Raw genomic sequence first — 25,357 nt, forward strand, 5'->3', positions numbered from 1 at the left:
ATTTCGTGCAAGATTTCCGATTTTTCCGGGTAAATGTCTTTGGATTGTTGTATTTTATGCAGGATTTCATGAGCCGGGTGCTGTAACGGGGCGTTGAACCTAGGAGGCTTTGGGGTTCGGGGGTTCGGGGGTTCGGGGGTCCAGGCGTTAACGATAATGCTCCAGGCCAGCCGCAGCAAAAAACTGCTCCGGACGATCACGGTTCGCTCGCCGTAATCGTAATCGCCCGCGCAGCCGTCCGTTATTTGTTGAGATGGGCTACTCTGTGCTTCTGTGCACTCTGCTGCTTCTTGCCGCCATAGAACTCCTGAACAATGTAGAGCGGACGTCCCTTAGACTCATCGTAAATCCGGCCGACATACTCGCCCAGCACGCCCAGCATGATCAGCACAAATCCGTTGAAGGTTAGCGTAATCCCGATCATCGACGCCCAGCCCTTAACGGCCTCGTCCGTAAAGAGCGCCAGGTAGAGCACATACATAAGGTACAGAAAGCCGGATGCGGACAGCAGTGCTCCCAGATAGCCCGCCAGCTTCAGCGGTTTGTAGGAGAAGGAGGTGATACCGTCCAGCGACAGCTTAATCATGCGTTTCAGCGGATATTTGGTTTCGCCCGCCAGGCGTTCATCACGCTCATATTCAAGCGCCTTCTGGCGGAAGCCCACCCAGCTTACCAGTCCGCGGACGAAACGGTTTTTCTCCGGCAGACGTTTCAGCTCATCGCAGACTTTGCGGTCAATCAGCCGGAAATCGCCGGTATCTACCGGGATAGAGATATCTGTCGAATAACGGAGTATCCGGTAAAAGAGGGCTGCCGTCCATTTTTTGAACAGGGACTCCCCTTTTCGTTTGATACGCTTGGCGTAGACAACCTCGTAGCCTTTTTTCCACTCGGCAATCATATCCAGAATCAGTTCCGGGGGGTCCTGCAGATCCGCATCGATAATAACCACGGCATCTCCAAGCGCATAATCCATCCCTGCTGTAATAGCAATCTGATGGCCGAAATTACGGGACAGGTCAATCAGCTTCACACTTTCATCCCAGTAGCTGTACTCCTCGATCATCTGCGCACAGTTGTCCGTACTGCCGTCATTGACGAAGAGCAGCTCATAGGACTCCCCTGTTGCTCCCATTACTTTCTTGATCCGCCGGTACGTCTCCTGAATCACTTCCTCTTCATTGAACATCGGTATAATTATGGAATAGCGCACTTGGGTGCTCATGGGCAGCTCCTCCTCAAATGATGTAGTTACTTAATTAAGCGTGACCTCGTATAATGTTCCGCCAGCGCCCCCTGATGTTCCCTGCCAGTCTGCGGACGGAATCTCCGTCCCGTTCTCAGTGATCCAGGATGTAATTTCCGAGCTGCCGCCTCCGCGCCCGCCGCCCATACCGCCGCTGCTGACCAGGAAGTATTTCACCTGGCCGCTCTCTACGAGCGCCTTCAAAGTATCTGTGGTATAGGGAACGTCTGATGCGTTAAATCCGTTAAGGATAACCACCGATTCACCTTTGTCGATAATATAAGCACCTGCCGTTCCATAATCCATAGCTGCGAACAGGTATTTCTCGCCGGTATTGTTTTCTTTAAGATAGGCCAGCAGATTCTTATTAACTCCTGTAGCGCTATTCCTGCCGCCCATGCCGCCAGCACTGCTGCTGTCCGGGCCCGCTGCCGGAGTCATGCTGTTATTGCCATAAGTGATCGGTGTAAAAGCCCAGTAGAGCGGACCGATCAGCAGAACGAGAAGTCCTGTTACAGCAGCGGCATGCAATAAGGATTGCTTATTTGCGCTGGCTTTCAGCAGCCGCAGGATGAGCAGCACTACGGAAGCTGCAACACCCGCTGCCAGGACAACAATGGACCAGCCGCGGCCAATGGTATCGTTATAAGGATGGATGATATATACCTCGAGAGCCGTTGTTGCGAGTACCGCTGCCGGAAGCAGCCAGGACAGCCACGATGTACGTTCCTTGTAATAGCTCCAGAGCTGTGACCACCCTGCACCTGCCAGCGCCGCAACCGGCGGAGCCATCATGATCAGATAATACTGGTGAAAGAAGCCGGCGATGCTGAAAAAGCCCATGACCGGTACCAGCCAGGCGAGCCAGAACAAGGCCTCCTTATGCTTCCGGGTGAAGTTCTTCCGGCGCAGGCTGGCAAAAATCCCGATGCAGCCGAACAACACGAACGGCAGCAGCCAGCTGGCTTGGCCGGATAACTCGGACTGGAACAGCCGCAGCGGGCCGGCGGTACCGGTATTAAACATCCCGCCAGCACCAGCGCTGCCGTTCATTCCACCCCGTCCGCCTTGGCCGCCGTCCCCGCCGCCCCAATCACCAGACTGACGTCCGCCTCCGCCCGTTCTGCCTCCTCCATCCTGCCCCTGCGTTCCGTCAGCCTGGCCAGGAGCCGTTCCCCGGCCTCCGCCGTCTGCAGTCCCGGCTGTTCCGCTACCGCTGCCGCCGCCCTGATCATCACCGGTTGTCCCCGGAGGCGAGTCTTGTCCCTGCTGATTTCCGCTGAACGATCCGCCGTCTCCATTCAACGCCGGCATTTCACCGCCAAACTCCGGCATCTCCCCGTTCATTGCGGGCATTCCCCCGCCGCCAAAACCGCCGCCGCTTCCAGTGCCGCCCGTACTGCGGTCACCCGTTAGACGGGAAACCCCGTTATAGCCAAAAGCCAGATTAAGTACAGAGTTGGTGCCGCTGCTTCCGATATAAGGACGTTTGTCGGCCGGTATGGAATCAACGATTACCGCCCATGAGAGCGAAACCGCCAGCAGCACTGCGGTGCAGACCGCCAGAGTCCCGGTTTTCCTCTTCCAGTTGACCTTGGCCGCCAGAATATAGAAGAGATAGAATGCCGGAACAACCATATAGGCCTGCAGCATCTTCTCATTGAAGGCTACACCAATCAGCCCGAATGCAGCCAGTAAGCTGCCCATCCGGCCGGTCCTGATGCCCCTGAACAGAAACCATGCCGCCAGCAGCAAAGTAAACACCAGCAGCGCATCAATATTGTTCGTGCGGCTCACTGCAGCTGCTACCGGTGTAGCCGCCATAGCCAGGGAAGCGAGCCTTGCAGCGGCTTTTCCAAAAGTAGGCTTCACCAGCAGATAGACGATCAAGACCGAACCTACACCGCCCAGTGCCTGCGGCAGAATGACACTCCAGCCATGCAGGCCAAAGATCAGCGCACTTAGAGTCTGCAGCCAGAACGTTACCGGCGGCTTATCGACAGTTACGGATCCGGCAGAGTCAAGTGAGGCGAAGAAGAAGTTATGGAAACTCTGCAGCATGCTCCCTACTGCCGTAGTGTAGTACGTATTGACATATTGATCATTCCAGATTCCATAGCCGTACAGAACTGCCGCCAGCAGCAGAATACCCAGCAAGACGGCGTCGGAACCCAGCCTTTTTAACCATTTCATAGATTCACCCGCTCCAATCCGTTCTTCTTGACATCCGGTAAGACGCCTTGTTGACCGGCCTTGTCTTTGTATAGGTGTATTATTGCATCCTTACCTTAACTCATAATGAATACTGGCTGAATGTTTGCTGAAACGGTACTGTATAAAAGGGAACGGCAAACACCCCCGCTTAGCCGTCCATGCTGCCTGAGCAGCACTCTAGAGAACGGATGCGGGGGTATACATAAAGCACACAGGGCAATATTCTTAAGCTAATCTTACCTACGGCTTGCGGGCCAGCGCCGTCACCTTACCGAGGGTATTCCAGTTGCGTGCCGTGAGATTCGTGCCCAGCAGCTTATCGAACTGCACTTTGAACAGCGGCGATTCGCTTATACTCACCTCATAGTAAGTGTACATTTCTTTGCCGATCACCCGTACCTGATCCGCTCCATCCTCATAGGGACGAACCTTCTCCAGCGCTTCAGCCGAAGGCTCGTCAGCCAGAAATGATACATACAGGTGTTTGAATTCCTCCGGCTCTGTCAGCGGGAACGGATTGCCGGCAATGACCGCTTCCAGCTCCTCCACGGAACGGATGATCACAGGGACCTCGAAGCCGAAGGTCTCCCGGATACGCTGGCTGATCACTTCGGCAAGCCCTTCGCCGGAAGCCGCTTCACTTTCAAATACCACGTTGCCGCTCTGGATATACGTCCGTACATTCGCATACTGAAGCTCCCCGAACATCGCCTTAAGCTCCTGCATTCTGATCAACTTGTTGCCGCCGACATTAATTCCGCGCAGCAGTGCGATGTATGTATTCATAAGCTCACCTGCTTTCTCTATGAAATGGTTATCGGGCGGAAGGCAATGATCTCAAGCGCTTGCGGATTTCGCGGACCAGCTGTTCCTTCTCTGATACCGGAAGCCACTCCACCAGCCGTGCAGCCGCTACCGGCAGTATCCAGGCTTCAATGTCCGCCCGGGACACCCCTGATAGTCTCATATATTCACGGGTGTATTGGCTCGTCATCCGCTTTCTGGCGAAGCCTAAGAATACTTTGGTGAACAAAGAAGCATGTTTGGGCATGGCTCCTATACTGAACATGACTATGGACCGTGCAGCATCTGCTGCAGGATCTCCTGAAACGGCAGTCATCCAGTCGATAACCCACAGCTGCCCGTCCATCAGCACATTGTCCGGATGGAAATCACCATGACATAGCTTATTCCCGCCTGGAAGCAGCTCCAGCTGAGATAGAATAGGTGCCTTCTCTTCCATATTAAGCATGGGGGCAGCAATAACATTCTGCTTCAGCCGTTTTTTCTGTTCTCCGGCTTCACCCGGGCCTGCAAGCTGATGGAGGCTGTATTGCAGAGCCGCCATCTGCTTGGCGTAGCTGGCAATTAGCCACGGTTTCGCACCCATCAGCTTCAGCAGCGGGGAGCCATGAATCTGCTGAAACACAATGCCCTTTCTGCCCTCTTCCGCGGCAAGCTCAACCGGCCGCGGGGTACGCACTCCCTGTTCATAGGCATAGGTACTGATGTGGTATTCCCAGTCCACATGATGCTCCGGCACCTCATTCAGATAGAGCTTAAGAATCGTTCCTTCGCCATACTCCATAACTTCCGCAGTCCGGCCTTTACCGATTACTTTCCCCAACATACTGCGCTTCCTTTCCTCTAATCCAGAATGATACGGGTATAATGCTCAACTACAGGGAATGGGCTGTAATAATGATGCAGCAGCGCTTTCCACTTCTGATACTGGGCGGATTCTCTGAACCCCACCGTATGGTCCTCCAGGCTGCGCCATCTGACAATCAGCAGATATTTATGGTCGTCCTCCATACAGTGCTGCAGCTCATGCCCCAAATAACCGTCAATCGAGGCAATCAGCGGGGATGCCTCCCTGAAGCTCTGCTCAAACTGCCGGGTCAATCCCGGCTTTACCTGCAGCATTGCCGCTTCTGTAATCATGCTCTCATCTCCCTCTTAAAGTGAATCGCGGAAAAACTCATGATAGAAATTAATAATGACCAGCAGCACGGCCAGTGACTCGTTGACACTGCCTACCTCCAAAGAATGGTTGGCATCATCAATCCTGTACACCCGCACCTGCTTCAGGCCGCTGAGCTCGGCAGAATGCTGCTCCGTGAACAGCGGATCACTCCCGCCGTAAATAATGCTTCCCCGGCTCTGCTTAATGTACGGGATACTTTCAGCAACAGGGGTGAGGAACAGATGGGAAACCTTCTCTCCTATTCCTGTCTCTGAAGCTACCTTGCCGGCGATCACTGTCCCCATGCTTTTGCTGATGAACAGCAGCTGCTCATACTCCGGAAGCGAAGCAAGCGCCACCTTGCATTCCTCTGCGACAATGTCAATTTCTTCACGTTTGAAGGGCGCCCGTGCACTTTGGTATCCATATTCCAGCAGCAGCAGATCACAGCCGTATTCCCGGGCCAGCTTGCCCGCATACTCCAGCAACGGACGCTCGGCGGAATAATTCTGCCCCGGAAACACCACGGCCAGCGACTTGGAGCCTTGTGCCACATACTTATGTCTGACTTCCCTGCCCCAATGTGAGGACATTACGATGCTGGACACACTCATCTATTCTCACGCCTTTCGTTATCCTCTTCTACAACATGATTCTCTGCCTATCATTATAGCCAACTTCCGCGCAGGTTGAAAATAAATAGCCCCGCAACGCGGGGCTGTGGAGGGATGGCATAGTTCATATGGATTTGCTGCTCTTTCTGCGGGAGAGAATCTCTGCTGCAATCCACAGCATAACTGGAATAACCACCTGGAACGGGAGGGCATACACTTTGTAGATGTGATAAGCAAAATACTGCATTTCCATAATATCCTTATAGATGAAATCGGATAGATACACCATGATGAGCCCCATCTGGAGTACAACCGACCGGTAGCTCTTCAGCTTGAATAATTTGCTGACTCCATTACAGGTTACATACAGGCAGAGGCTGACTTTTATGAATAGCGCCGTGACAAATACGATGGCCGCCGAACCTTCAATGCGGGTCAGGAAATCACCAATGTTAATCCTGCTGACTGCCACATAAGACGGAAAATACAGGCTTGAAAGGATATCAGGCCCCAGCACCAGCAAATTGCGCAGCGTAACAAAGATAATGATGATCCCGGCAATCAGCGAACCGCTTACCAGCACCCGTGTGGCAGAGCCTTTGGCCGGAAGCACATTGAAGGCGCCCAGGAAGATCACAATTTCGGCAAAGGGAAACGTGAAGGAGCCTGCTGTATCTGCAAATACAGGACCCCATCCACTATCCAGCAGCGGCTTCATATGATGGTATTCGAACTTGGGAACAGAGAGCAGTTGTATGAGGACAATGACAATGAACGAGAATAGCAGCAGAAATTTGGCGCTTCTGCCGAGCACCTCCATCCCCGCATACACAACCCAGATGCAGAGCAGTCCGATCATAAGCATCGGGGCAATCATTGGCGTGGAGGTTAAGGCCACCGTCTTGCTGAACTCCCCGAAATTACGCAGCACCAGCGCTCCCAGGTGAAGAGCATACCATATATACAGGCAGGAAAGCACCCGCCCGAAGACTGCTCCGAAGACAGCGATCAGCATATCGTACAGATCCTTGCCCGGAAAAAGCACATGGAGTCTCGCATAGATCAGCATGAGCGGTACAGCCAGCGATATCGCAAAAATGATAGCAATCCAGCTGCTGTTGCCGGACTGCCCTGATGTGCCCATGAACAGTGAACTGCCGCTGATAAATAACACAGCTATGCTGATGGACTGACCCGCCGGTATAATCTCTTTGCTCATGGAATTCCCACCTTCAGGAGTGTGCTCTAGTATAGCCTCTTAATTAAGTCTACAATCAGCGGGGACGGGCTGGGAATCTCCCAGTGCATCGACAGCGCGAAAGCCAGGGAGAAGGAGATCAGGTACAGCGTAGAACAGACAAAGAAATCCCGCTTCATGCCCCGCTTCAGCAGTCCGTAGGGATCAAAGATAGCTACAAACACATAGATCATCACAATGTAAATGACCATGACTAATCCCCCAGCCTTATCGCACGCGTTGTTTTGGCACTGCTCTGAATTTCGACTTTGGAGCTGACCGTCACATCCAGATCAGCGAATGCTTCGGGCCAGTGATCCTTGACCTTAGCCCAAATCTTGGGCTGATTCTCATGAACATTCTCGCCAAAGGCAAAAATATCGGCATCGTACTCCTGCTGGACTTTATGGATTAAGGCAAGAATATCTGCCTCCATACGCTCACTAGCCCTTTTCTCAATATCCTGAATAGTTTCTCCTTTCATGAAGCCCTCAACAGTCATGACTTCATCCAGTCCGGTTTGGGTCAGAGTTTCGATCTGCATCTGCAGCCTGCCTTCGGCCATCCGGGGCTTCAGTTTCGTTTGATTCGAAATAATCTCCAAGGAGTAGGACGGCGTTCCATGTTTATCCTCAATATCCAGCACACCGCCTGTTACTAAGTTTTTGACAAATAACATACTCTTCGTCTCATCTCCGTCCAGCTTACCCACCATTCTGTCCCTTACAAATACAGCAGTACCTTCCACACGTTCATTCTTCTGGTTATTTTTCACATGGATATTAACCATCGGCGCTACCGAATTATTCCCAAGGGTCTCCAGCTTGTCGATGAAATCCCAGATTTCCACAGTGGGTGCACTGCTGATATACTTCTCATCCCGCATCATCTGGGCTAATTCAAACGACATAATCGCTTGCGTCGTACTGTTCAGATTAAGAACCTCGCGGGCCGTCTTCTCTCCGGAGACGAAAATAAATACATCTGATCTTGTCTCCGTATCTCTGCTGTACCAGTCAATCGCTTTGATGAGCCCTTCTCTGGCAACCTCTTCGCTGACAATAATGGCTTTGGCATGGCTCCAGAACAGCTTTTTGCCGGTTATGGAGATGATATTGCGGACGATCTCAAACATCGTATCCCCGCTGAGACTAATCATCTTGAACCCTGCCTGCGTTTTATCCAGACCTCCGTTGGTATCAACCAGCTCCACAGTGAGGAGCAGCTTGCCGTCCGCCTTGTTCTTGTCGATCGCTACTCCTGCTACGATGGACATATCATCCACCTCGGTATAATTCCAGCACCCGGAAATGCTGAACAGCAGCAGCACAGAGACTAGCACGAACAGGACTCTGCGCAAGGTGCTCATGGCCGCTTCACCCGCTTATTAGAGGGCTTCCGCTTCATATTCCGCGCTCCGATCACTGCAGGCCGCAGATACATATCCCACCAGGGCGCACGGATTGCCGTGTCCTTAATATCCTGCGGCCTGATCGAGCCTACTCCGAGCATATAGGAGACTCCGAAGGAGCGCAGGCTCATCAGATGAATCACCAGACCCAGCAGCCCGAAGAAATATCCGTATATCCCCAGAAAAAAAGCGATAAACAGCAGGGCAAGCCTGACTATAATCAAAGGGCCTGTCAGCCTTGGATTCAGCAGTGTCGTTATTCCCGTCAGTCCTACCATGATAACCATTGGTGCACTGACAATCCGCGCATCTACTGCAGCCTGACCCAGCACCAGCGCCCCTACGATACTGACAGCCTGCCCTATTGAGGTCGGAATCCGCGCCCCCGCTTCACGCAGCACCTCGAAGATGGTCAGCATGAGCAGCGCCTCAACGATCGTAGGAAAGGGGACGGATTGCCTTGCGGTCGCAATGCTTAACAGCAGCAGCGTAGGAACCATTTCCTGCGCGTAGGTTACAAGTGCAACGTACCCGGCTGGAATACTAATTGACATGAAAGCTCCCAGCACTCTGAGCAGACGGTTGAAGGAAGCAAAATAATAATTGATATAGTAATCTTCACTGGCCTGGAAGTTCTCCACGAAAACATACGGCAGCGTCAAGGCAAACGGGGTACCTTCAATGAGCACAGCGATTCTGCCCTCCATGATTTTGCTCACCAGAGCATCCGGCCGTTCGGTATTGCCGATCGTCTCGAATGGGGAATAGGGCTCATCGCGGATAAGCTCAGCCAAATACCCCGTATCCAGGATGGAATCAATCTCCACCCGCTCCAGCCGGCTGTAGAGCTCTTTAAGAATATCGGGTGAAGCCAGGCTCTCCATGTAGCAGATGCAGGTCTGTGTCTTCGTACGCGTCCCGATGTCAGTGAACACAAATTTCAGATCGGAGTTCTGTACCCTGCGCCGGATAAGGGTGAGATTGACGAGCAGGGATTCGGTGAACCCCTCTCTGGGGCCCCGGACGGCTTTTTCCGTGGTAGGCTCTTCTATGGCCCTGGTCTCCCAGCCTTGGGCATTGATATTTAGGGCTCCTGCGTAGCCATCGAGCAGGAATACTGTTTTGCCGCTGACTACAGCACCAACCAGCTCCTCCAGTTTCGTGGACACCATAATGTCACTGATATTGATAACTTCCATGCGGATTTTTTCCATCAGCTCTGCGGGATTGCCGCTCTCTTCATCTGTGAATTCATAGGCCATGAACGGCTTGGTAATCCCATTCTGTATAAGATCACGGTCAATCATTCCATCCACGTAGATCAATCCGCAGCGGATGGGCATGCTATGCTTATTCTCAATCACACGAATTCTCAGGGTTCCATCGTTACTGAAAATCTTCCGGAACAGAGCCAGCGTATCATCCAGCGAAGGACTTAACGGCTGGGAAGATGATATTTTGCCGTCAGCTTCATTGTCTATTGCAGCATCCTCGCTCTTCACAGCAGTCACTCCTGTCACATTTCTATTGCTCTGATTATCCCCCGTCTCTCTAACTCCTATTCGCCATAATTATGCTGTAGAGGAAGAACTCAGGCTTAGGCAGCGCACAGCAAATATCCCCTGTCTGTACAGACAGGGGCTTGGCCGGGCGGGACCGGGAGGATACTATCAGGCTATCGCGGTTGCTCCTTCCCGGCAGATGCTCTATACGGCGCTTTATGTTATGGTTGTTCTAAGTACATACAGCGGATGATTCTGTTATAGACAAAGGAGCCTGTACATGACGCCATTCACCAAAAGAGTGATCACCATTATTCAGTCCATTCCGGAAGGGTCCGTCATGACCTATGGCGGAATTGCCCGCGCGGCCGGAAGCCCCCGGGGAGCCAGGCAGGTGGTGCGTATTCTGCACTCTATGAGCAGGAAGTACAAGCTGCCATGGCACAGGGTCATCAATTCCAAAGGAATGATCTCGCTCACCGAAGACGAATCCGGCTCACTGCAGCAGCTGTACCTGCTGGGTGAAGGGATTATTTTTGATGAGCGGGGTGTGATTGATCTTGAACGTTACCAGTATCACCCAGGACCCGGGCTGGAGCTGGAATTAGAGCTGGAGCCGGAGCAGGATTTCAACCCTGACCCTGAAGATCATCTTCTGCCGCCCTTCGAATAAGCTTTGCCGCTCCCGCTGGCAAGTCCGTTCAGCAGACAATAGAGCGTGGCATAAATCACCAGCAGCACAAAGGCTACGAATAAGCTGAAGAATACGGACTGCTGGTTCAGGCTGTCCTTAACCAGCTGGTACAGCTGGTGGCGGTCTGTCAGCACATCCCAGCTGTTCAGGCGGTAGACTCTGCCCAGCAGAACGCCATAACCGCCCATTACGCAGGCAAACAGCACGAAGATCCAGGACAGCACCCCATTGGTCTTGCGGTAGATCACATGCTGGAACTGGTACAGGGAGAAGAATCCGGTCAGCCAGCCGCTCCAGGTGAACAAGAGCAGGGTGGTCAGATCGTACCAGTACCGGTTCTGGATCGTCCCGCCTACGATGTATTTGCTTTTGCGGATGGTTAAATGCACGAGGTCAGTCATAATATAAGGCGCATTCGGGAAAAAGAGCAGCCAGGCTATACCAAGCGGCAGAATCAGCACCCCCCCGATCTTCCGCTTATCCAGCTCATGCGCAGCCATGGAGAAGAAGAACGGCACCCAGGCCAGAAACAGATTCCAGAGCAGAAAGGCATAGAACGTATCGGTCTGCAGCGAAACTACGCGATATACGGCAAGTGTTGCCGCTGTCATTCCAGCCAGAAGTATAAATACCTTCGAATAATTCAGTTCCTTCATGAGGGAATACTCTCCTTACTTGTTATATAATTCAGCTATGTACACTCTGCAATTGCCTTTTCACTCTTCCTAATTGTACAAATATGGAACCGCATAGTCCAACATTGTATGCGGCAGCTATAAAAACAGCCCGGACGTGTGAATGTCCGGGCTGGAGCTGTTGCTATTGTTCCTATTAATGTAAATCTGGATTAACAGGACCGGATTCCGGTCTCTATACCCCGCCGCTCAGCTTCCTGGCGACAGCCGGAGTACGCCCTTTGAAGGCTGCGCTGCGCGGGTATGCCTCATCAAGCCCTGAGAATGCGCTGCATTCTCTGAAGGCAGCATGCTTGCAGCCCAGGCAACGGCTGTAATCAATGCTTCCCAGCGCTTCATTGATCGCTTCCCCTGTATGATCATAGAACTGCGCAGCCCCGATTCTGTCATACAGACCTGTCTTCTTCAGCAGATCCAGCGGCTGGCTCTGGATACCGGAGATCATCAGTCTTCCGCCATCCGCGTGCAGCTGCTTCACCAGGCCAGCCAGATTGGCTTCACCGGTGGTGTCCATTAGCGGCACCTTCCCCATGCGGAGCAGAATGACCTTCGGCTGATCCGGCCCCAGTCCCGGCATGGTACTGTCGAAGCGGTAGGCTGCCCCGAAGAACAGCGGTCCTTCGACATTATAGATTCCGATCTGCGGACAATCGTGGCTGTCCGTCACCATATGTGCCTCAACCTTCACGGAGGAAGGGTCAGGCAGTACTTTGGAGACCATGTGTACTTCTCCCATCCGCTTCACGAAGAGTATCACCGCGAGCACCAGCCCCACCTCTACCGCCAGCGTCAGATCCGCAAACACAGTCAGCAGGAAAGTAATGAACAGCACCAGTGAATCGCCCGTCTTCAGCTTAAGCAGGTGAAGGAATTCCTTGCGTTCACTCATGTTCCAGGCCACGACCATCAGGATCGGGGCCATCGCGGCCAGCGGAATGCTGGAGGCATAGGGTGCGAATAACAGCAGGATCAGAAACACAACAACGCCGTGAATGATACCCGAGAGCGGCGAAGCCGCACCGCTGCGGATATTGGTTGCCGTTCTGGCGATCGCCCCGGTCGCTGGTATTCCGCCGAACAACGGCGCAGCAATGTTGGCGATCCCCTGGCCGACCAGCTCGCGGTTGCTGTCATGGCGGCTGCCTGACATGCCATCGGCGACTACTGCGGACAGCAGCGACTCAATGGCGCCCAGCATCGCAATGATGAAGGCCGGGCGGATAAGCAGCCTGATCTTCTCCCAGGTAATGACCGGGAAATGAAAGCTCGGCAATGTATTCGGGATATCCCCGTAAGCTGAACCGATGGTAGTCACCTTGCCGCTGAAGAATAAGGCAGCAATGACCGTAGCGCAGAGCAGCCCGATCAGAGAACCGGGCACCTTCGGCGCGAAGCGCATCCCCAGCACTACGACAGCCAGACAAATCGCCGCAGTCAGAATACTGTACAGATTGATTGTCGAGATATGGGCGCCGATCTCTTTCATATTGTCCAGAAAGCTCTCATGCCGCTCCATATCCCTTAGTCCGAGAAAGTTGGCGATCTGCCCGCTGAAGATAATAACGGCAATTCCTGCCGTGAACCCGATTGTCACCGGCTTCGGAATGAACTTGATCAGCACCCCGAGCCGCAGAACGCCCATCACCACGAGAATGACCCCGGCCATCATTCCGGCAATCAGCAGATTCTCGTACCCGTACTGCATGGCAATCGCGAATAAAATAGGAATAAACGCACCCGTAGGCCCGCCAATCTGAAACTTTGTACCGCCGAATAAGGAAATGAGAATACCGGCTACTATGGTCGTGTAAATTCCGTACTCCGGTTTCACACCGGAGGCAATAGCAAATGCCATCCCCAAGGGGATGGCAATCACGCCGACGATCGTCCCTGAAATGATATCCTTGCGCAGAGAAGCAATATTGTAGCCTTTAAAACGGCCCCACCCTGTCATCATTTAACCTTCTTTTCTTTAAATATCTGATTATTTGAATATAAGAACCACATTACTCCTGCCTGCCGTTCTTGTCAACGGGGTAATCCGCCCCCCGGGAAGCCGGGGTCATTCGCTGCGGATGCCTTCAAGCAGGGAGATGGTGTTCACAAGGTGATTGTCGAATATTTGTTTGGCTACAGCCAGAAGGTCTTTGATCAGAGGATCACGGAGGGCATAAATTACGGTGGTTCCTTCTTTGACACTGGCCACTACGTTCTTGGCACGGAGTACGGCCAGCTGCTGGGATACGGCAGAACCCTCCGAGCCGAGGATCGCCTGCAGCTCATTCACATTCTTCTCGCCTTCGCTGAGCAGCTCCAGAATGCGGATCCGCATCGGATGAGCCAGCGCCTTGAAGAATTCCGTCTTAAATTGTTGAATATCGCTGTTCATGGGACTTCTGCTCCTCTTGCTATACTTTTTAATGTATATTATCTTAGCTCATTTAGCCGAAGGTGGCTACGCCGGAGCAGGAAATAGTTAGTCCGGCATACGCCCCGCAGGCTCAAGGAGTGACAGGGTACAGCTTGATCTCCCCGGTCCTGATCTCCACGAATCCGCCCAGCGCCATTGGTTCACCCAGACACTCGAACATGATTACATCGCGGCCAAGCCGCAGATAACCGGTTCCGTCTTCCTCTATATTCTCCAGAATACCCGTCAATATGACAACATTCCCGTCCATACGTATCTCACAACGGCCTCCATGCGCCGGCACAATATCCACCCAGCGCATGAACAGCGGGGGCAGCTCAAATTCAGCCCCGCAGATCTCCCCGGCAGCCACAGCGGCGCCGCACCAGGTTCCTCTGCCCTCACCGAATTCGCATGCGAAGAGTACCTCATTCTTCTTCAGGCTTGTCCCAAGTATATTTATATTCATCCTCATTAGCTCCATCTTCATATGTTATACCGCTCATTATACATGACATGGGGCCAGCAGACATATCAGGTGTAATTCTGCGTCGCCTTGTTCAGATACGTGCTGGGATGCAGCCAGGGATGTTTGAAGAATTCGTGCTTGTCGCTGATTTTACGGGACACCCCAAGATCATAATCAATCATCCGTTTCACCTTGTCTGCGAACGGCTCACTCTTAACCAGCATTCCCATTTCGAAATCATGGCAGGCGCTTCGTTCGTTGATATTATACGAGCCGTGGAATACAGCCCGCGCTCTGTGGTCATAAGTGATTTTCCAGTGGGAGAAGCGTTCTGTAAAGCTGTAGTCATAGAAGGACACCCCATTGCAGAAAGGAATGTACATATTGCTGCGCACCGCCGAATTGTTCGTAGGATGATCATTGACCTCAAGCGGATTGCATATCGAGATATGGCGGGAACACTCCGGTCCAACTTCACCGAGCCGGTCCCAGAAAGCCTGGTCGATCAGATAAGGATTCACAATAATAGTCTCTTCGGCGGCATACGTAAGCAAATCCAGATAATACTGCTGAATCAGATTCACCGGATTTCCGGGAAAACTTAGAAAGAGCGTGCATTCTTCCCCGCCGAATTCATAGTTTGCCGCTGGGTGGTAGAACGGGTCTTCCACCTCAAAGTGATCTCCTCCAAGCAGAAGCCATCTGGCGTGAAAAGCCTCATTCAGCGGCCGGGCAGCCTCCCCTTGAATCCGGAAGCAGCCGTCATGCCACTCCTCTTCCCTGGAGGGAATCCCAAGCGGGCGTCCGTCAATCTGTTCAGTTGCCGACTCCCGGATAGGCGTTGCAAAAGTATACTGGTCACCGATATTGAGACTTCCTATAATGGACGTTGTTCCGTCAATGACCATAAATTTACGGTGATCGATCACATTCAGCCCGGTAATTTTGACATCCTCCTGCACCTTGTCCTGCAGAAAGAGGATACTCTCAGGGACGCCCTGAGACTTCAGTTCCTCACGCTTCACTGCCCATTCCGCAGCAGCGTAGCAGGAATGAAATGTATCCTTCAGCCGGGCTCCAGCCTGCTCAAGGACTGCTGCAATCTCGGAGAATCTTCCTACTTCAAGATTGCTTCCGTATCCCAAGGCGGTGACGGTGTAATTCACCAGCATCCGGACCTCTACTCCCCGCTGAAGCGCATGAAGCAGCTCCGAGGCGATTAGCTTTCCCGAATGGTCATTGAAGAACAGCATCACGGACAGATGGATATAACGCTGTGCATTGCGGATCTCTTCCAGCAGCATCTCCAGGCATTGCGGCCCGTTCACATATGGATCCACCTTGTTATGCCTTGTAGTCTGCGGCGCCAGCGCTCTAAGCTTGCCGGAATCCAGGCCGGACACGGCTGATGCGAGCTGCTCAAGCAGCTCCGGGCTGAATCCGGGAAGCTCCTCCAGCTGCCGGACATCGGTGATCACCCCCCCATGCTGTGCCTGCCGGTAAGCACGGACAGCAGCGCTGTCCAGAATAGGCTCAATAATAGAATCGGCGGCGTCCGTGTTCTTAGCGATAGTTCTTAAATAGCCGCCGGATATCCGGTAATTCACGTAATCCGCGAGATCCTGCCGAAGCCGTTCATCCCACTGCGCTGCAGGTAATTGCGGCAGTTGCTTGTTGCTATGTATGTTTCCCATTCGATCCCCTCATCCCTTTCATTCCCCACTCTCTTCAGGTCCCGCCTGCGCGTTACAGCTCGTGTAAGGGTAAGCTTAGATACCCGGCACGCCTGTTTTATAAACGTTCCGCTTCTTAGCATTATTTTCTTCCGCCTCCCGCTGCGGGATGCCAAAGGGGAAACCCCGGCAGCCGTTAAGACTGCCGGGGTTTCCCCGTAGTGAGTGTGTATATTAGCTAGTTTAATAGGAGAGCTACATAATTATAGCCCGGAGGGCTGAAAAAGCTTCAGCGCGGCAATCCGCTCTACCGCTTCCGCAAGCCGGGCCTCCTCACTGACCAGCCCCACCCGCACATATCCTTCGCCATAGGCTCCGAAGCCGATGCCTGGCGCTACCACCACATGAGCTTCATCAAGCAGCAGGTCAGCGAAGCTCTGCGAGGTATAGCCTGCAGGAACCGGGAGCCAGGCGAAGAAGGAGCCGCGGGGGGCTTCCACTTCCCAGCCGATGCTGCGCAGACCCTGAATCAGGACATTACGCCGCGCTTCATAGCGGGCCACATTCGCCTGTACCGGGGCCTGCGGGCCAAGCAATGCCGTTCTGGCTGCCTCCTGCACCGCGCCGAACAGGCTGACATACATATGATCCTGCAGCAGGTTAAGGCTCTCGATCACGCTGGCATTCCCTACGGCGAACGCGACGCGCCAGCCGGCCATATTGTAGGTTTTGGACAACGTATAGATTTCGATGCCATTCTCCTTCGCACCCGGGGTCTGGAGATAGCTCCGCGGCTTCTGCCCTTCATAACCAATGGCGGCGTAGGCAAAATCATGCACCACGCAAATGTTGTGATCCGATGCGAACTGCACCGTTTCCCTGAAGAAATCCGCGGTCGCCACAGCTCCCGTAGGATTATTCGGATAGTTCAGGAACATCAGCTTCGCCTTCGCGGCGGCTTCCGGGCTGATGCTGCCATAATCGGGCAAAAACCCGCGTTCTGCCGTCAGCGGCATCATCTCCATAACAGCCCGTGCCAGCTCAATCCCCGACCAATAGTCCGGATAACCGGGATCAGGCACCAGCGCCGTATCCCCTGGATTGAGCAGACACTGCACCACCTCAACCAGACCGGTCTTGCCGCCGAACAGAATGGCGACTTCACGTTCCGGTTCAAGCTCTACTCCATATTCCCGCAGGTAGAACTCGGCCACGGCTTCCTTGAGGTAAACATGGCCGCGAAACGGCGGATATTTATGATTCAGAGGGTTCACTGCGGCCAGCTGGAGGGACTCCACGATATGGGCCGGTGTAGGCATGTCCGGATTGCCTTGCCCCAGATTGATTACGTCATGCCCTTCGGCAGCAACGGCTCCGGCTCTGGCGACAAGCGCGGCGAAGAATTGCCTGGGCAGAGATTTCAGCATTTGTGAAGGTTCAAAACGATTCACGGGCATGCTCCCCTCTTCAAACCAGAATTATTTGCTCAATTCTTCAGCGTTATACAGCTTAACATCCAGCGGTGCAGTCAGGAATTCTCCTGCTTTGGCGGCGAAGCCGGTGAAATGCGGGCTTGTATTATGGGCAGCTACAGCCGCCTGGTCACGCCAGATTTCGACCATGATATAGGTATTTCCGTCCGCTGTATGCTTATACAATTCATATGAGATGTTGCCATCTTCTTCGTGGGTTGCAGCAACCAGAGTCTTCGCGACTTCAAGGAACTCCTGCTCACGTGCGGGATTTACCTGAAGCAATGCGTGAATAATAATCATTTAGTATTCCTCCTAAGTTTCTTGAATATTAACTCAATGATCCAGTATTATCCAATATTTATTTCCACTGGGCAACAGTGTCAACCGGCAGACGGACGGATGCATAGCCTTCTTCAACCGCTTTGCCGATCGATATCAGCATGACCGGAATATAACGCTCTTTGTCCATATCAAACAATTCCGCAATCTGATCCTTCTCGAATCCGCCGATCGCGTTCGTGTCATAGCCATGGGCACGGGCTGCCAGCATCAATTGCATCGAGACCAGACCGGCATCAATCAATACCGTTTCTCTGTTTACGTCCGCAGGCAGCTTCGCGAAGTGGGCACCCAGAGAGGCCAGCTGTCTTTCTTTTACCTCGGCAGGCATCAGTCCGCGTTCTACAGCCGTTCCGTAGATTTCCTCAGCATAGTCGAAGTTGTTCAGATCACCAAATACGGCAATCATTGCTGCGGAGGTTTCTACCTGAAGCTGATTAAATTTGGCAATGGTGGCCAGCTTGGCCTTGGCTTCCGCGCTTTCGATGATAAGGAAACGCCAAGGCTGCATATTAACGGAGGAAGGGGCCAGAGTCGCTTCAGTAAGGATCTCAGTCATTTCCTCTTTGCTGATTTTAACAGATGTATCGTATTTGCGGATTGAGCGGCGTCCTGTAATAATGCTTGTGAAATCGTTGTTTCTGGTTGTGTTCATGAATAATAAGCTCCTTTATGGTTTGATTATAGGTGACGGCTACAGTAAATTAATATTATATTGCAGCCGGGTAAGCATCTCTGCGAGTACGGTGCGTTCCTGTTCATTGAACCCGGTAAGCAGTTCGCTGATGAAGCGGGTCTTCTCTTCCCGGTAGGAATTAATATGTTCCCGGCCGTGATCGGTCAGGGAGACGAGGGTGACCCTGTTATCGGCAGGATTATTCCGGCGGGCAATCATTCCGCTGTCTTCAAGTCCTCTCAAGTGGCGGGTGACTGCTGCGGCATCGATATCGAGTGTCTTTTGCAGCGAAATCTGGCTGATCTCGGAGACTCGAAACAATTCCTGGAGAAGGCGGAACCGGGTGGGTGTAATGCCCGCACAGCGCTCGAACTTCGGGCTGATTCCCTTATGCAGCGCCTGCAGCAGCTCAAAGATTGTATCTTCATCGGGCAGATGTTCTGTCAAAATTAACCCCCTTACGCAAATATATTGTGCAAAACCTTTTTGACAAACCTTACTTTACACCGGAATCGTTGACCCGTCAACTAATAAAATTAAAGAGGAGTTTGCCCGTATGAAAATAGCCCTGATTCAGCTCGATATAGCATTTGGCAATCCGGAGGTGAATTATGCTGCGGCAGAACGCAAAATTCGCGAAGCCGCCGCCGGTAACCCGGACTGCATAATCCTTCCCGAATTATGGACGACCGGCTACGATCTGACCCGGCTGGACGAGATCGCAGATCACGGGGGCCGCACTGCGGGGACCCTGATATCCGGTCTGGCCCGGAAATACGGGATTAATATCGTCGCCGGCTCTGTCGCCGTGAGGCAGGATACCGGGATTACCAATAGCATGTTCGTCTTCGACCGTACCGGAGCACCCGCCGGGCAGTACAGCAAGCTGCATCTGTTCAAGCTGATGGATGAGCATCTCTACCTCCAGCCCGGGTCAGCCAAAGGACTGTTCAAGCTGGACGGCACCTTATGCGCCGGATTAATCTGCTATGATATCCGCTTCCCCGAATGGGTCCGTGTTCATATGGCGGAGGGCGCTGAAGTGCTGTTCATCAGCGCAGAATGGCCGCTGCCCCGCTTATCCCACTGGCGGGCGCTGCTAATCAGCCGGGCGATTGAGAACCAGTGCTACGTGGTGGCCTGCAACCGCTCCGGTTCTGATCCGGCCAACATCTTCGGCGGCCATTCCATGATTATTGACCCTTGGGGAGAGATTGTGAGCGAGGCTTCCGGCAGCGAAGAGATTCTCAGCGGCGAGATCGACCTCGCCAGGGTGCGGGAAGTACGCGGGCAGATCCCGGTCTTCTCCGACCGGCGGCCAGAGCTGTATCTGTAGGGCAGATAAGACGCCCTCTCCAGGGATTCAGGGGCACTTCTGCCCCTCATTTCCACCAAATGTCCGCTTCCCTCCAATTCAGGGGCACTTCTGCCCCTCATTTCCGCCAAATGCCCTCCCACCAACCAACTTAAAGGGATTTTTCCCTCTATCTACCTCCAAATCCCCTCCCACTAACCAATTTAAAGGGATTTTTCCCTCTATCTACCTCCAAATGCCCTCCCACCAACCAATTTAATGGGATTTTTCCCTCTATCTACCTCCAAATGCCCTCCCACCAACCAATTTAATGGGATTTTTCCCTCTATCTCTCCAAACAGCAAAAAGCACAGGCGAATTTAGCTCGCCTGCACTCGTCTGCATTTACCTGCACCCTTCTCGTGTGCACCTGCCTGCACCCTTCTCGTATGCACCTGCCTGCACTCTTCAATGACCGCCCGCTCTCCACGCTTCCCAGGACTCCCGTTACATTGCGCGCTTGCTTCAGCGCGCATACCTCTCCCGCAGCACACGCGCCGCCTCCAGTACTCGCGGATCGCCGTACTGCAGGCTGTAGCCGGTCTCCTGCTGCAGGCGTTCCGCCGGCTTCAGCAGTGTGCCCCGGCGGGCAACCGCCTGCCGGATGCCTGCGGTGAAGACTGCGGCCGAATCCGGGCCGCCAAGCTCCCCGAGCGCGGCGATCGTCTCCGGACGCACGCGGGGATAGTCCAGCGATTCGTCCCCGTCCGCTGCCTCTGCATAGAAGCTGCGGATGAGTTCTCCGCGCGCAAGCCCGGAGCCGGACACGACAACAAACGCGTGGACGAAGTACGCGTTGCTCTGTCTCCGCTGGGCGATGCCGCAGAACTTGCGGCCGCCGATGGACAGATCGAAGTCACCGGGGCAATACGACCCGGTGACTTCTTCGGCACGGATCAGCGCCGCCGCCTGCGGATGGCTCACAGCTACGGCTTCGGCAATCAGCGAAGCCAGCAGCCGGAAATCATCGTGAAAGTCCAGCTTGCCCGGACTTTTGGGCAGCAGCAGGGACACATTGATGATCCCGGCATCCAGCGGCACTGCTGCGCCGCCTGAATGCCGGACCGCCGTGCGGATTCCCTGCTCCTCAAGCGCCTGCATCGCCGCCCCCGCACGGGGCAGCTTGCTGTCCCGCAGCCCCAGCGCCACACCGCCCTGGTGGCTCCAAAGATGCAGTACCGGCGGAACCTGTCCGGCTCCGACATCCCGGCACAGCATTTCCTCGAAGGCAAACGGAACCAGCATATCCTGCCCGGATTCCGTTTCCTCCGCTTCCCCGCTCAAATGCGTGAAGAGCAGCATATCTTCAGGCAGCCTGCCCGCCACTCCATTTTCCAGCACATTATAAGGTTCACTTCTCATTCGGATTGCCTGCGAGTCCCACTGACTACCTCTTTCCCGGATACGGCAGGCCGGGCACCGCCCTGATCCCGCAAGTCACGCTGCGTATTCCGCTGTGTTGTAATTACACTTTCTTAATTAGTCCTATTGTAACCGATCTGCACACTGGCCGCGAAGCCTGGAGCCTATAAACTCTGTATTTGAAATGGCGGCTGGAACCCGTTATCCTTAGAGGATAAGAAGATAATCCCAGCCATAAGAATCGCGTTGAAGCTCATGCTATACACAACCCTTAGGAGTGATGCCGCATGACAACCGAACAACTGACAAAGGACAGGCAACTAAGCAAGGCCAGACAATGGGAGCAGGCAATGAACAAGCTGTATATCAACTTCCGGGACTACAGCCAAGATGTGCTGAAGGGCTTCGGAGATGAAGATATTCATCAGGCCAGAGTCAACAGCCGCAAGCTGCTGACGCTCCTGTCCATTCTTGATCCGGGCCATTCGGCTACGGAAGAGTTGTACAGCACATTCAAGCAGGCACAGAAGAAGCTCGGCAAGGTAAGGGACGCAGATGTACTGATCGCATCGTTCAAGGAACGGCGCAAGGCCGCCAAAGAGGCGGGTGATGTCAAAACCGCCGAACTGCTCACAGCAGTAATCAAACACCAGAAGGCCAAGCGGAAGACATTCCGCAAGAAGCTGGAGGATGCGCTTCCCAAGCTGACCGGCAAGGCCCTAGACGCGCAGTGGACCCCTTTTATCGATACACAGCTGGAGCCGCTCGCCGCCAAGAAAGATGCCAATGTGGTCATGCGCGAGCTTGAAGTCGCTTTTGAACAGAAGAAAAAAGCCTGCAAGACCCTGTTCAAGGGGCCTGAGGCTGAATCGAAGGAAGCCTTCGAAGCGCTCCATGAGCTGCGGATTGCCGCCAAGCATCTGCGCTATACCGCTAATGCGGCCGCTTTTGCGCTGAATCAGAAATTCCATGCCCACGAGGCCATCTACAAGGATATTCAAGAGCAGCTCGGGGTGATTAATGATAAGCGCGTGTGGCTCGAAACACTGAATTCCATTGGACGTGAAGAGCTGGATGTCGGTAAAAAAACATGGGCGGCGTTCACCGAAAGTCTGCGCGCAGAGGTACTGGAAGCATTGCACCAGAATGAGGTTGTCCCTGTAGTTCCTGGAGCAGAGAGCACGAAATAGCGGCATTATATATATTCCCGAAAATACAAAGGCAGGACGCTGCATGATCCTCATGCGGCATCCTGCCTTAATTCTTGGGCTGCGAGTGCCAGGAAACGCTGCCTGGGAAGAATCGCGGGCCTGTGCTCCACGATATCCGCGGCAAAGCGGCGCTCCCGCCCCTCCCCGTTACAATACGTTAAAGAGTACCGCGCACCGCTCCGGCAACTTTGTTCAATACACCCTGATATACGGATTTCGGCCGCAGGCCGACCAGCTTCTCCACAGGTTGGCCTCCGCTGTATACGATCACTGTCGGCATGCTCATCACACCGGCTTCCGATGCAAGCTCCGGCAGTTCATCGCAGTCCACCTTAATCATGCTCACGTCATCCCCGTATTCGGAATTCAGTTCTTCCAGAATCGGCAGCAGGGTTCTGCAAGGCGGACACCAGGACGCACCGTAATCCACCAGCACGGTTCCGCCAGCCTTCAGCTGTTCACGCACAGCTCCGGCGTTATCGGCAATTATCATAGCCATCTCAAGCCCTCCTTCAACTCTCAAATGATTAACCTCAATTATATAAGCTGAACTTAAGATACTAACTTAAAGCTTAGTCGTCACTACGGTGAATATTTGGACTTCCGGACGCTATCGCTCCTACAGTTCCAGAATCCCCCTTCGATCCTTCTAGCTTCTTGTTATTTTCTTCTATTCATCTTATCGATCCGCCTTATTCCTCTTCATTCTGCTGCTCATGCAGAATTGAAGCCATCCGGTCCTGCAGGTTCAGCTTGATCTGATTCAGCTCAATCAGCTGGCGTTCAATCTCCTCCAGCTTGCTGCGGTACAGCGGCATTACTTCTGCACAGAACGCCTCTTTATTCTTAAGGACACAGTTCAGGAATCCGGCAATCTCTTCTGTCGACAAGCCAAGATTCAAATACAGCTTAATCGTCTCCACCGTATCCACGGCAAGCGGAGAGTATTCACGATACCCGTTGTCCTGGCGCAGCGGTTTGATCAGTCCCTGACGCTCATAATATCGCAATGAACGGACGCTTACGCCCGTAAGTGTGGCTAATTCACCTATTTTCATGGTATCCTCCCCGGGGTTCATGAGAAATGGTCTACACTCAGTATAAACCCTGACACTAGTGTCAGGGTCAAGGTGTTTTTTCAGAATAAACAAAAAAACCAGCCTAAGCATAACTTAAGCTGGCCTCCACATTATCTTACAGCAGTCCCGCTGCCCATAACCCGCCTCTGCGGATCATCTGCCGGAACGGCTCTACCGAGAAGGAAGGCAGATGATGGCCAGGCATCAGGTAGACTACCCGCCCTTGTCCGAATTCATGGCACCAGGCCGCCTGCCGCATAGCCCCTCCATGGGGATATTCTGCGAGAATGGTTGATTCGAAATATGGCAGCTGCTCAAAATAGTACGGCTCATCCTCAATTACAAAGTCATTGATGCCCTGCATAATCGGATGCTCCCGGCTGGAAATCGTCATATGAAGCGCGGTATAGTCCGGATGGTGGGTGAAATGGGCGCCCAGCATTACGCCGAGCTCCTGATTGCGCTGCAGGGAGATCCCGTTATGCACTACGAGCAGACCGCCGCCCCCAGCCACATAAGACAGCAGTGCACCGCTCTGCGCAGCGGATAATTTCTCATCAGAGAATTCAGTATAGGAGACCACCAGCTTGCAGTCCGACAATTGTTCCTTGTTCATCAGCCCGTAATCCTCAGTCGATACGACCTGAAGCTCCGGCTCCAGCAGCTGCTCGATCTCACGGTCTACTCCCGTGAACGGATGATATTTAACCTCGGTATAGCTGCCAAACGCAAGTGCTTTGAAGGAAGTCATTGCATTCACACCTCTCTTGTGCAAAGTTGATCATCTATTATTGCTTAATCCATTATCCCACAAAAGTCCGCTGCTGTTACCAGGGCCAGAGATTGCCGTCCAGATCGATGTACACCGGTTCCTCGCCCAGATATTTCTTATGATCCTGTACGATATTCATGATCTTATACGCTGATTCCTCCGGGGGAATCGGTGCTTCCATATTCTTCTCTCCGCTCATATAAGACTGCAGCCAGCCGGGATGAAAGACCATCACCTGTCCGCCCAGCTTACGCAGATGATTGTGCATCAGCGAGGACTGCATATTCAGCGCCGCCTTCGACATGCAGTAGCCGTACATATTAATTCTTTTGTTCCGGCTGATACTGCCTGCCTCTGAGGAGATGTTAATAATTAGCCGCTGCTTGCCCTGCAGAAGCAATCCCATCAACGCGTTGCTCACCCGGAGTGCGCCGAGCGTATTCACATTATAGAGCTGCGCCATAGCCTCATCATCCATATCCACGAGCATTGTAGCATTGTCCGCCTGGTGGATAATACCGGCATTGTTGATAATAATATCGATGTGTCCTGTACTGCCGGCAATACTCCGCGCTGCCTCTTTCACGCTCTCTGCGCTGCCGATATCAAGAGGGACCAGCATCAGCGTGTCCTGGTATTGCGCTTTCAAAGCCTCCAGTGCCTCCACTTCCGGTAAATACCGGCCGGCAAACACTGTGTATTTATTCTCAAGAAGAAAGCGTACCAGATAAAACCCGAGCCCGCGGTCGGCACCGGTTACAAAAGCGACCCTTTTCATGAATTGCACACCCCCTCATACCTGCTTATTTATGCGCAGAGCGTTGCTGCATCACTCTCACATTAGCATGGCAATAGGGCTTAATCAACATCCCGTAAGGGAGGGGGATAAGCCTGCTGAACATTCTTTTGCTTTAATTTTGAACTATGTTACAATCAAGAATAATAGTTGTTAACAACA

General features: G+C 53.1%; 27 protein-coding genes. 3 read left to right on the top strand and 24 right to left on the bottom strand.

Translation table 11 applies throughout. The features are described 5' to 3' along the window. Positions 1-241 precede the first annotated feature (241 nt). The 10 genes from NSU14_RS28940 to NSU14_RS28985 all read right to left on the bottom strand — a co-directional run bounded on the left by NSU14_RS28940 (position 242) and on the right by NSU14_RS28985 (position 10,190). Positions 242-1,225 carry a glycosyltransferase family 2 protein gene (locus tag NSU14_RS28940; protein WP_340948124.1) on the bottom strand — a complete coding sequence of 328 codons (984 nt, stop codon included), beginning with the start codon at positions 1,223-1,225 and terminating at the stop codon, positions 242-244. Positions 1,226-1,255: 30 nt separating this feature from the next. Beyond that, a complete protein-coding gene (locus NSU14_RS28945) occupies positions 1,256-3,439 on the bottom strand; it encodes an ArnT family glycosyltransferase (RefSeq protein ID WP_340948125.1) in 2,184 nt (727 codons plus the stop codon). A 261-nt stretch (positions 3,440-3,700) separates the two neighbouring features. Further along, positions 3,701-4,246 (bottom strand): DUF1697 domain-containing protein, encoded by a 546-nt coding sequence (locus tag NSU14_RS28950; protein WP_340948126.1) that lies wholly within the window; start codon positions 4,244-4,246, stop codon positions 3,701-3,703. A 28-nt stretch (positions 4,247-4,274) separates the two neighbouring features. After that, positions 4,275-5,090, bottom strand: coding sequence for a phosphotransferase family protein (locus NSU14_RS28955; RefSeq protein WP_042133294.1), 816 nt, complete (start codon positions 5,088-5,090; stop codon positions 4,275-4,277). Between the two features lie 17 nt (positions 5,091-5,107). Further along, positions 5,108-5,404: an antibiotic biosynthesis monooxygenase family protein gene (locus NSU14_RS28960; protein WP_039306615.1), complete on the bottom strand. Its 297-nt coding sequence runs from the start codon at positions 5,402-5,404 to the stop codon at positions 5,108-5,110. A 15-nt stretch (positions 5,405-5,419) separates the two neighbouring features. Beyond that, positions 5,420-6,034, bottom strand: coding sequence for a hypothetical protein (locus NSU14_RS28965; protein ID WP_340948127.1), 615 nt, complete (start codon positions 6,032-6,034; stop codon positions 5,420-5,422). 130 nt (positions 6,035-6,164) lie between these two features. Continuing rightward, entirely contained in the window at positions 6,165-7,259 is a 1,095-nt protein-coding gene (locus NSU14_RS28970; protein WP_340948128.1) for a GerAB/ArcD/ProY family transporter, read from the bottom strand. A 26-nt stretch (positions 7,260-7,285) separates the two neighbouring features. Further along, positions 7,286-7,489 (bottom strand): hypothetical protein, encoded by a 204-nt coding sequence (locus NSU14_RS28975; RefSeq protein WP_076246233.1) that lies wholly within the window; start codon positions 7,487-7,489, stop codon positions 7,286-7,288. 2 nt (positions 7,490-7,491) lie between these two features. After that, positions 7,492-8,646, bottom strand: coding sequence for a Ger(x)C family spore germination protein (locus NSU14_RS28980; protein WP_083705641.1), 1,155 nt, complete (start codon positions 8,644-8,646; stop codon positions 7,492-7,494). After that, positions 8,643-10,190, bottom strand: coding sequence for a spore germination protein (locus NSU14_RS28985; RefSeq protein ID WP_340948129.1), 1,548 nt, complete (start codon positions 10,188-10,190; stop codon positions 8,643-8,645). The genes NSU14_RS28980 and NSU14_RS28985 overlap by 4 nt, the downstream gene beginning before the upstream one ends. A gap of 280 nt (positions 10,191-10,470) precedes the next feature. On the opposite strand from NSU14_RS28985, the gene NSU14_RS28990 reads away from it, so the two are divergent. Next, positions 10,471-10,863, top strand: a complete 393-nt coding sequence (locus NSU14_RS28990) for an MGMT family protein (protein ID WP_336102337.1) — start codon at positions 10,471-10,473, stop codon at positions 10,861-10,863. Here the strand turns inward: NSU14_RS28990 and NSU14_RS28995 are convergent. The 9 genes from NSU14_RS28995 to NSU14_RS29035 all read right to left on the bottom strand — a co-directional run bounded on the left by NSU14_RS28995 (position 10,839) and on the right by NSU14_RS29035 (position 19,068). Continuing rightward, positions 10,839-11,540 carry a DUF1361 domain-containing protein gene (locus NSU14_RS28995; RefSeq protein WP_340948131.1) on the bottom strand — a complete coding sequence of 234 codons (702 nt, stop codon included), beginning with the start codon at positions 11,538-11,540 and terminating at the stop codon, positions 10,839-10,841. The genes NSU14_RS28990 and NSU14_RS28995 overlap by 25 nt on opposite strands. 214 nt (positions 11,541-11,754) lie before the next feature. Further along, positions 11,755-13,533 (bottom strand): SulP family inorganic anion transporter, encoded by a 1,779-nt coding sequence (locus NSU14_RS29000; RefSeq protein ID WP_076246224.1) that lies wholly within the window; start codon positions 13,531-13,533, stop codon positions 11,755-11,757. 108 nt (positions 13,534-13,641) lie between these two features. After that, complete coding sequence (locus tag NSU14_RS29005) at positions 13,642-13,968, bottom strand: ArsR/SmtB family transcription factor (RefSeq protein WP_039306638.1); 327 nt, start codon at positions 13,966-13,968, stop codon at positions 13,642-13,644. A 112-nt stretch (positions 13,969-14,080) separates the two neighbouring features. Then, a complete protein-coding gene (locus NSU14_RS29010) occupies positions 14,081-14,458 on the bottom strand; it encodes a hypothetical protein (protein ID WP_076246222.1) in 378 nt (125 codons plus the stop codon). A 65-nt stretch (positions 14,459-14,523) separates the two neighbouring features. After that, positions 14,524-16,152 (bottom strand): phospholipase D-like domain-containing protein, encoded by a 1,629-nt coding sequence (locus NSU14_RS29015; RefSeq protein ID WP_340948132.1) that lies wholly within the window; start codon positions 16,150-16,152, stop codon positions 14,524-14,526. 242 nt (positions 16,153-16,394) lie between these two features. Beyond that, positions 16,395-17,582, bottom strand: coding sequence for a pyridoxal phosphate-dependent aminotransferase (locus NSU14_RS29020; protein WP_042140708.1), 1,188 nt, complete (start codon positions 17,580-17,582; stop codon positions 16,395-16,397). Between the two features lie 27 nt (positions 17,583-17,609). Next, on the bottom strand, positions 17,610-17,906 hold the full coding sequence (locus NSU14_RS29025) for a putative quinol monooxygenase (protein WP_042133285.1): 297 nt from the start codon (positions 17,904-17,906) through the stop codon (positions 17,610-17,612). A gap of 58 nt (positions 17,907-17,964) precedes the next feature. After that, positions 17,965-18,600 (bottom strand): nitroreductase family protein, encoded by a 636-nt coding sequence (locus NSU14_RS29030; RefSeq protein WP_042133284.1) that lies wholly within the window; start codon positions 18,598-18,600, stop codon positions 17,965-17,967. Between the two features lie 39 nt (positions 18,601-18,639). Further along, a complete protein-coding gene (locus NSU14_RS29035; protein WP_042133283.1) occupies positions 18,640-19,068 on the bottom strand; it encodes a MarR family winged helix-turn-helix transcriptional regulator in 429 nt (142 codons plus the stop codon). Between the two features lie 109 nt (positions 19,069-19,177). Here NSU14_RS29035 and NSU14_RS29040 point away from each other — a divergent pair, with 109 nt between their 5' ends. After that, positions 19,178-19,957 (top strand): carbon-nitrogen family hydrolase, encoded by a 780-nt coding sequence (locus NSU14_RS29040; RefSeq protein WP_076246213.1) that lies wholly within the window; start codon positions 19,178-19,180, stop codon positions 19,955-19,957. A gap of 483 nt (positions 19,958-20,440) precedes the next feature. Here NSU14_RS29040 and NSU14_RS29045 read toward each other — a convergent pair whose 3' ends face one another. Then, positions 20,441-21,337: a lipoate--protein ligase family protein gene (locus NSU14_RS29045; RefSeq protein WP_052421648.1), complete on the bottom strand. Its 897-nt coding sequence runs from the start codon at positions 21,335-21,337 to the stop codon at positions 20,441-20,443. Positions 21,338-21,624: 287 nt separating this feature from the next. On the opposite strand from NSU14_RS29045, the gene NSU14_RS29050 reads away from it, so the two are divergent. Then, positions 21,625-22,527 (top strand): CHAD domain-containing protein, encoded by a 903-nt coding sequence (locus tag NSU14_RS29050; RefSeq protein ID WP_042133279.1) that lies wholly within the window; start codon positions 21,625-21,627, stop codon positions 22,525-22,527. 178 nt (positions 22,528-22,705) lie between these two features. Here NSU14_RS29050 and NSU14_RS29055 read toward each other — a convergent pair whose 3' ends face one another. The 4 genes from NSU14_RS29055 to NSU14_RS29070 all read right to left on the bottom strand — a co-directional run bounded on the left by NSU14_RS29055 (position 22,706) and on the right by NSU14_RS29070 (position 25,177). Next, on the bottom strand, positions 22,706-23,047 hold the full coding sequence (locus NSU14_RS29055; RefSeq protein WP_042133277.1) for a thioredoxin family protein: 342 nt from the start codon (positions 23,045-23,047) through the stop codon (positions 22,706-22,708). A gap of 193 nt (positions 23,048-23,240) precedes the next feature. After that, positions 23,241-23,606, bottom strand: coding sequence for a MerR family transcriptional regulator (locus NSU14_RS29060; RefSeq protein WP_042133275.1), 366 nt, complete (start codon positions 23,604-23,606; stop codon positions 23,241-23,243). Positions 23,607-23,742: 136 nt separating this feature from the next. Further along, the gene (locus tag NSU14_RS29065) at positions 23,743-24,378 is read right to left on the bottom strand and encodes a ThuA domain-containing protein (RefSeq protein WP_042133274.1); all 636 of its coding nucleotides are present in this window, start codon (positions 24,376-24,378) and stop codon (positions 23,743-23,745) included. Positions 24,379-24,454: 76 nt separating this feature from the next. Beyond that, positions 24,455-25,177: an SDR family NAD(P)-dependent oxidoreductase gene (locus tag NSU14_RS29070; RefSeq protein ID WP_042133272.1), complete on the bottom strand. Its 723-nt coding sequence runs from the start codon at positions 25,175-25,177 to the stop codon at positions 24,455-24,457. Between the last annotated feature and the right edge of the window lie 180 nt (positions 25,178-25,357).

Origin of the sequence: Paenibacillus sp. FSL R10-2771, assembly GCF_038000205.1 — a bacterium.
GTDB classification, from domain to species: Bacteria; Bacillota; Bacilli; order Paenibacillales; family Paenibacillaceae; genus Paenibacillus_AQ; species Paenibacillus_AQ phytohabitans.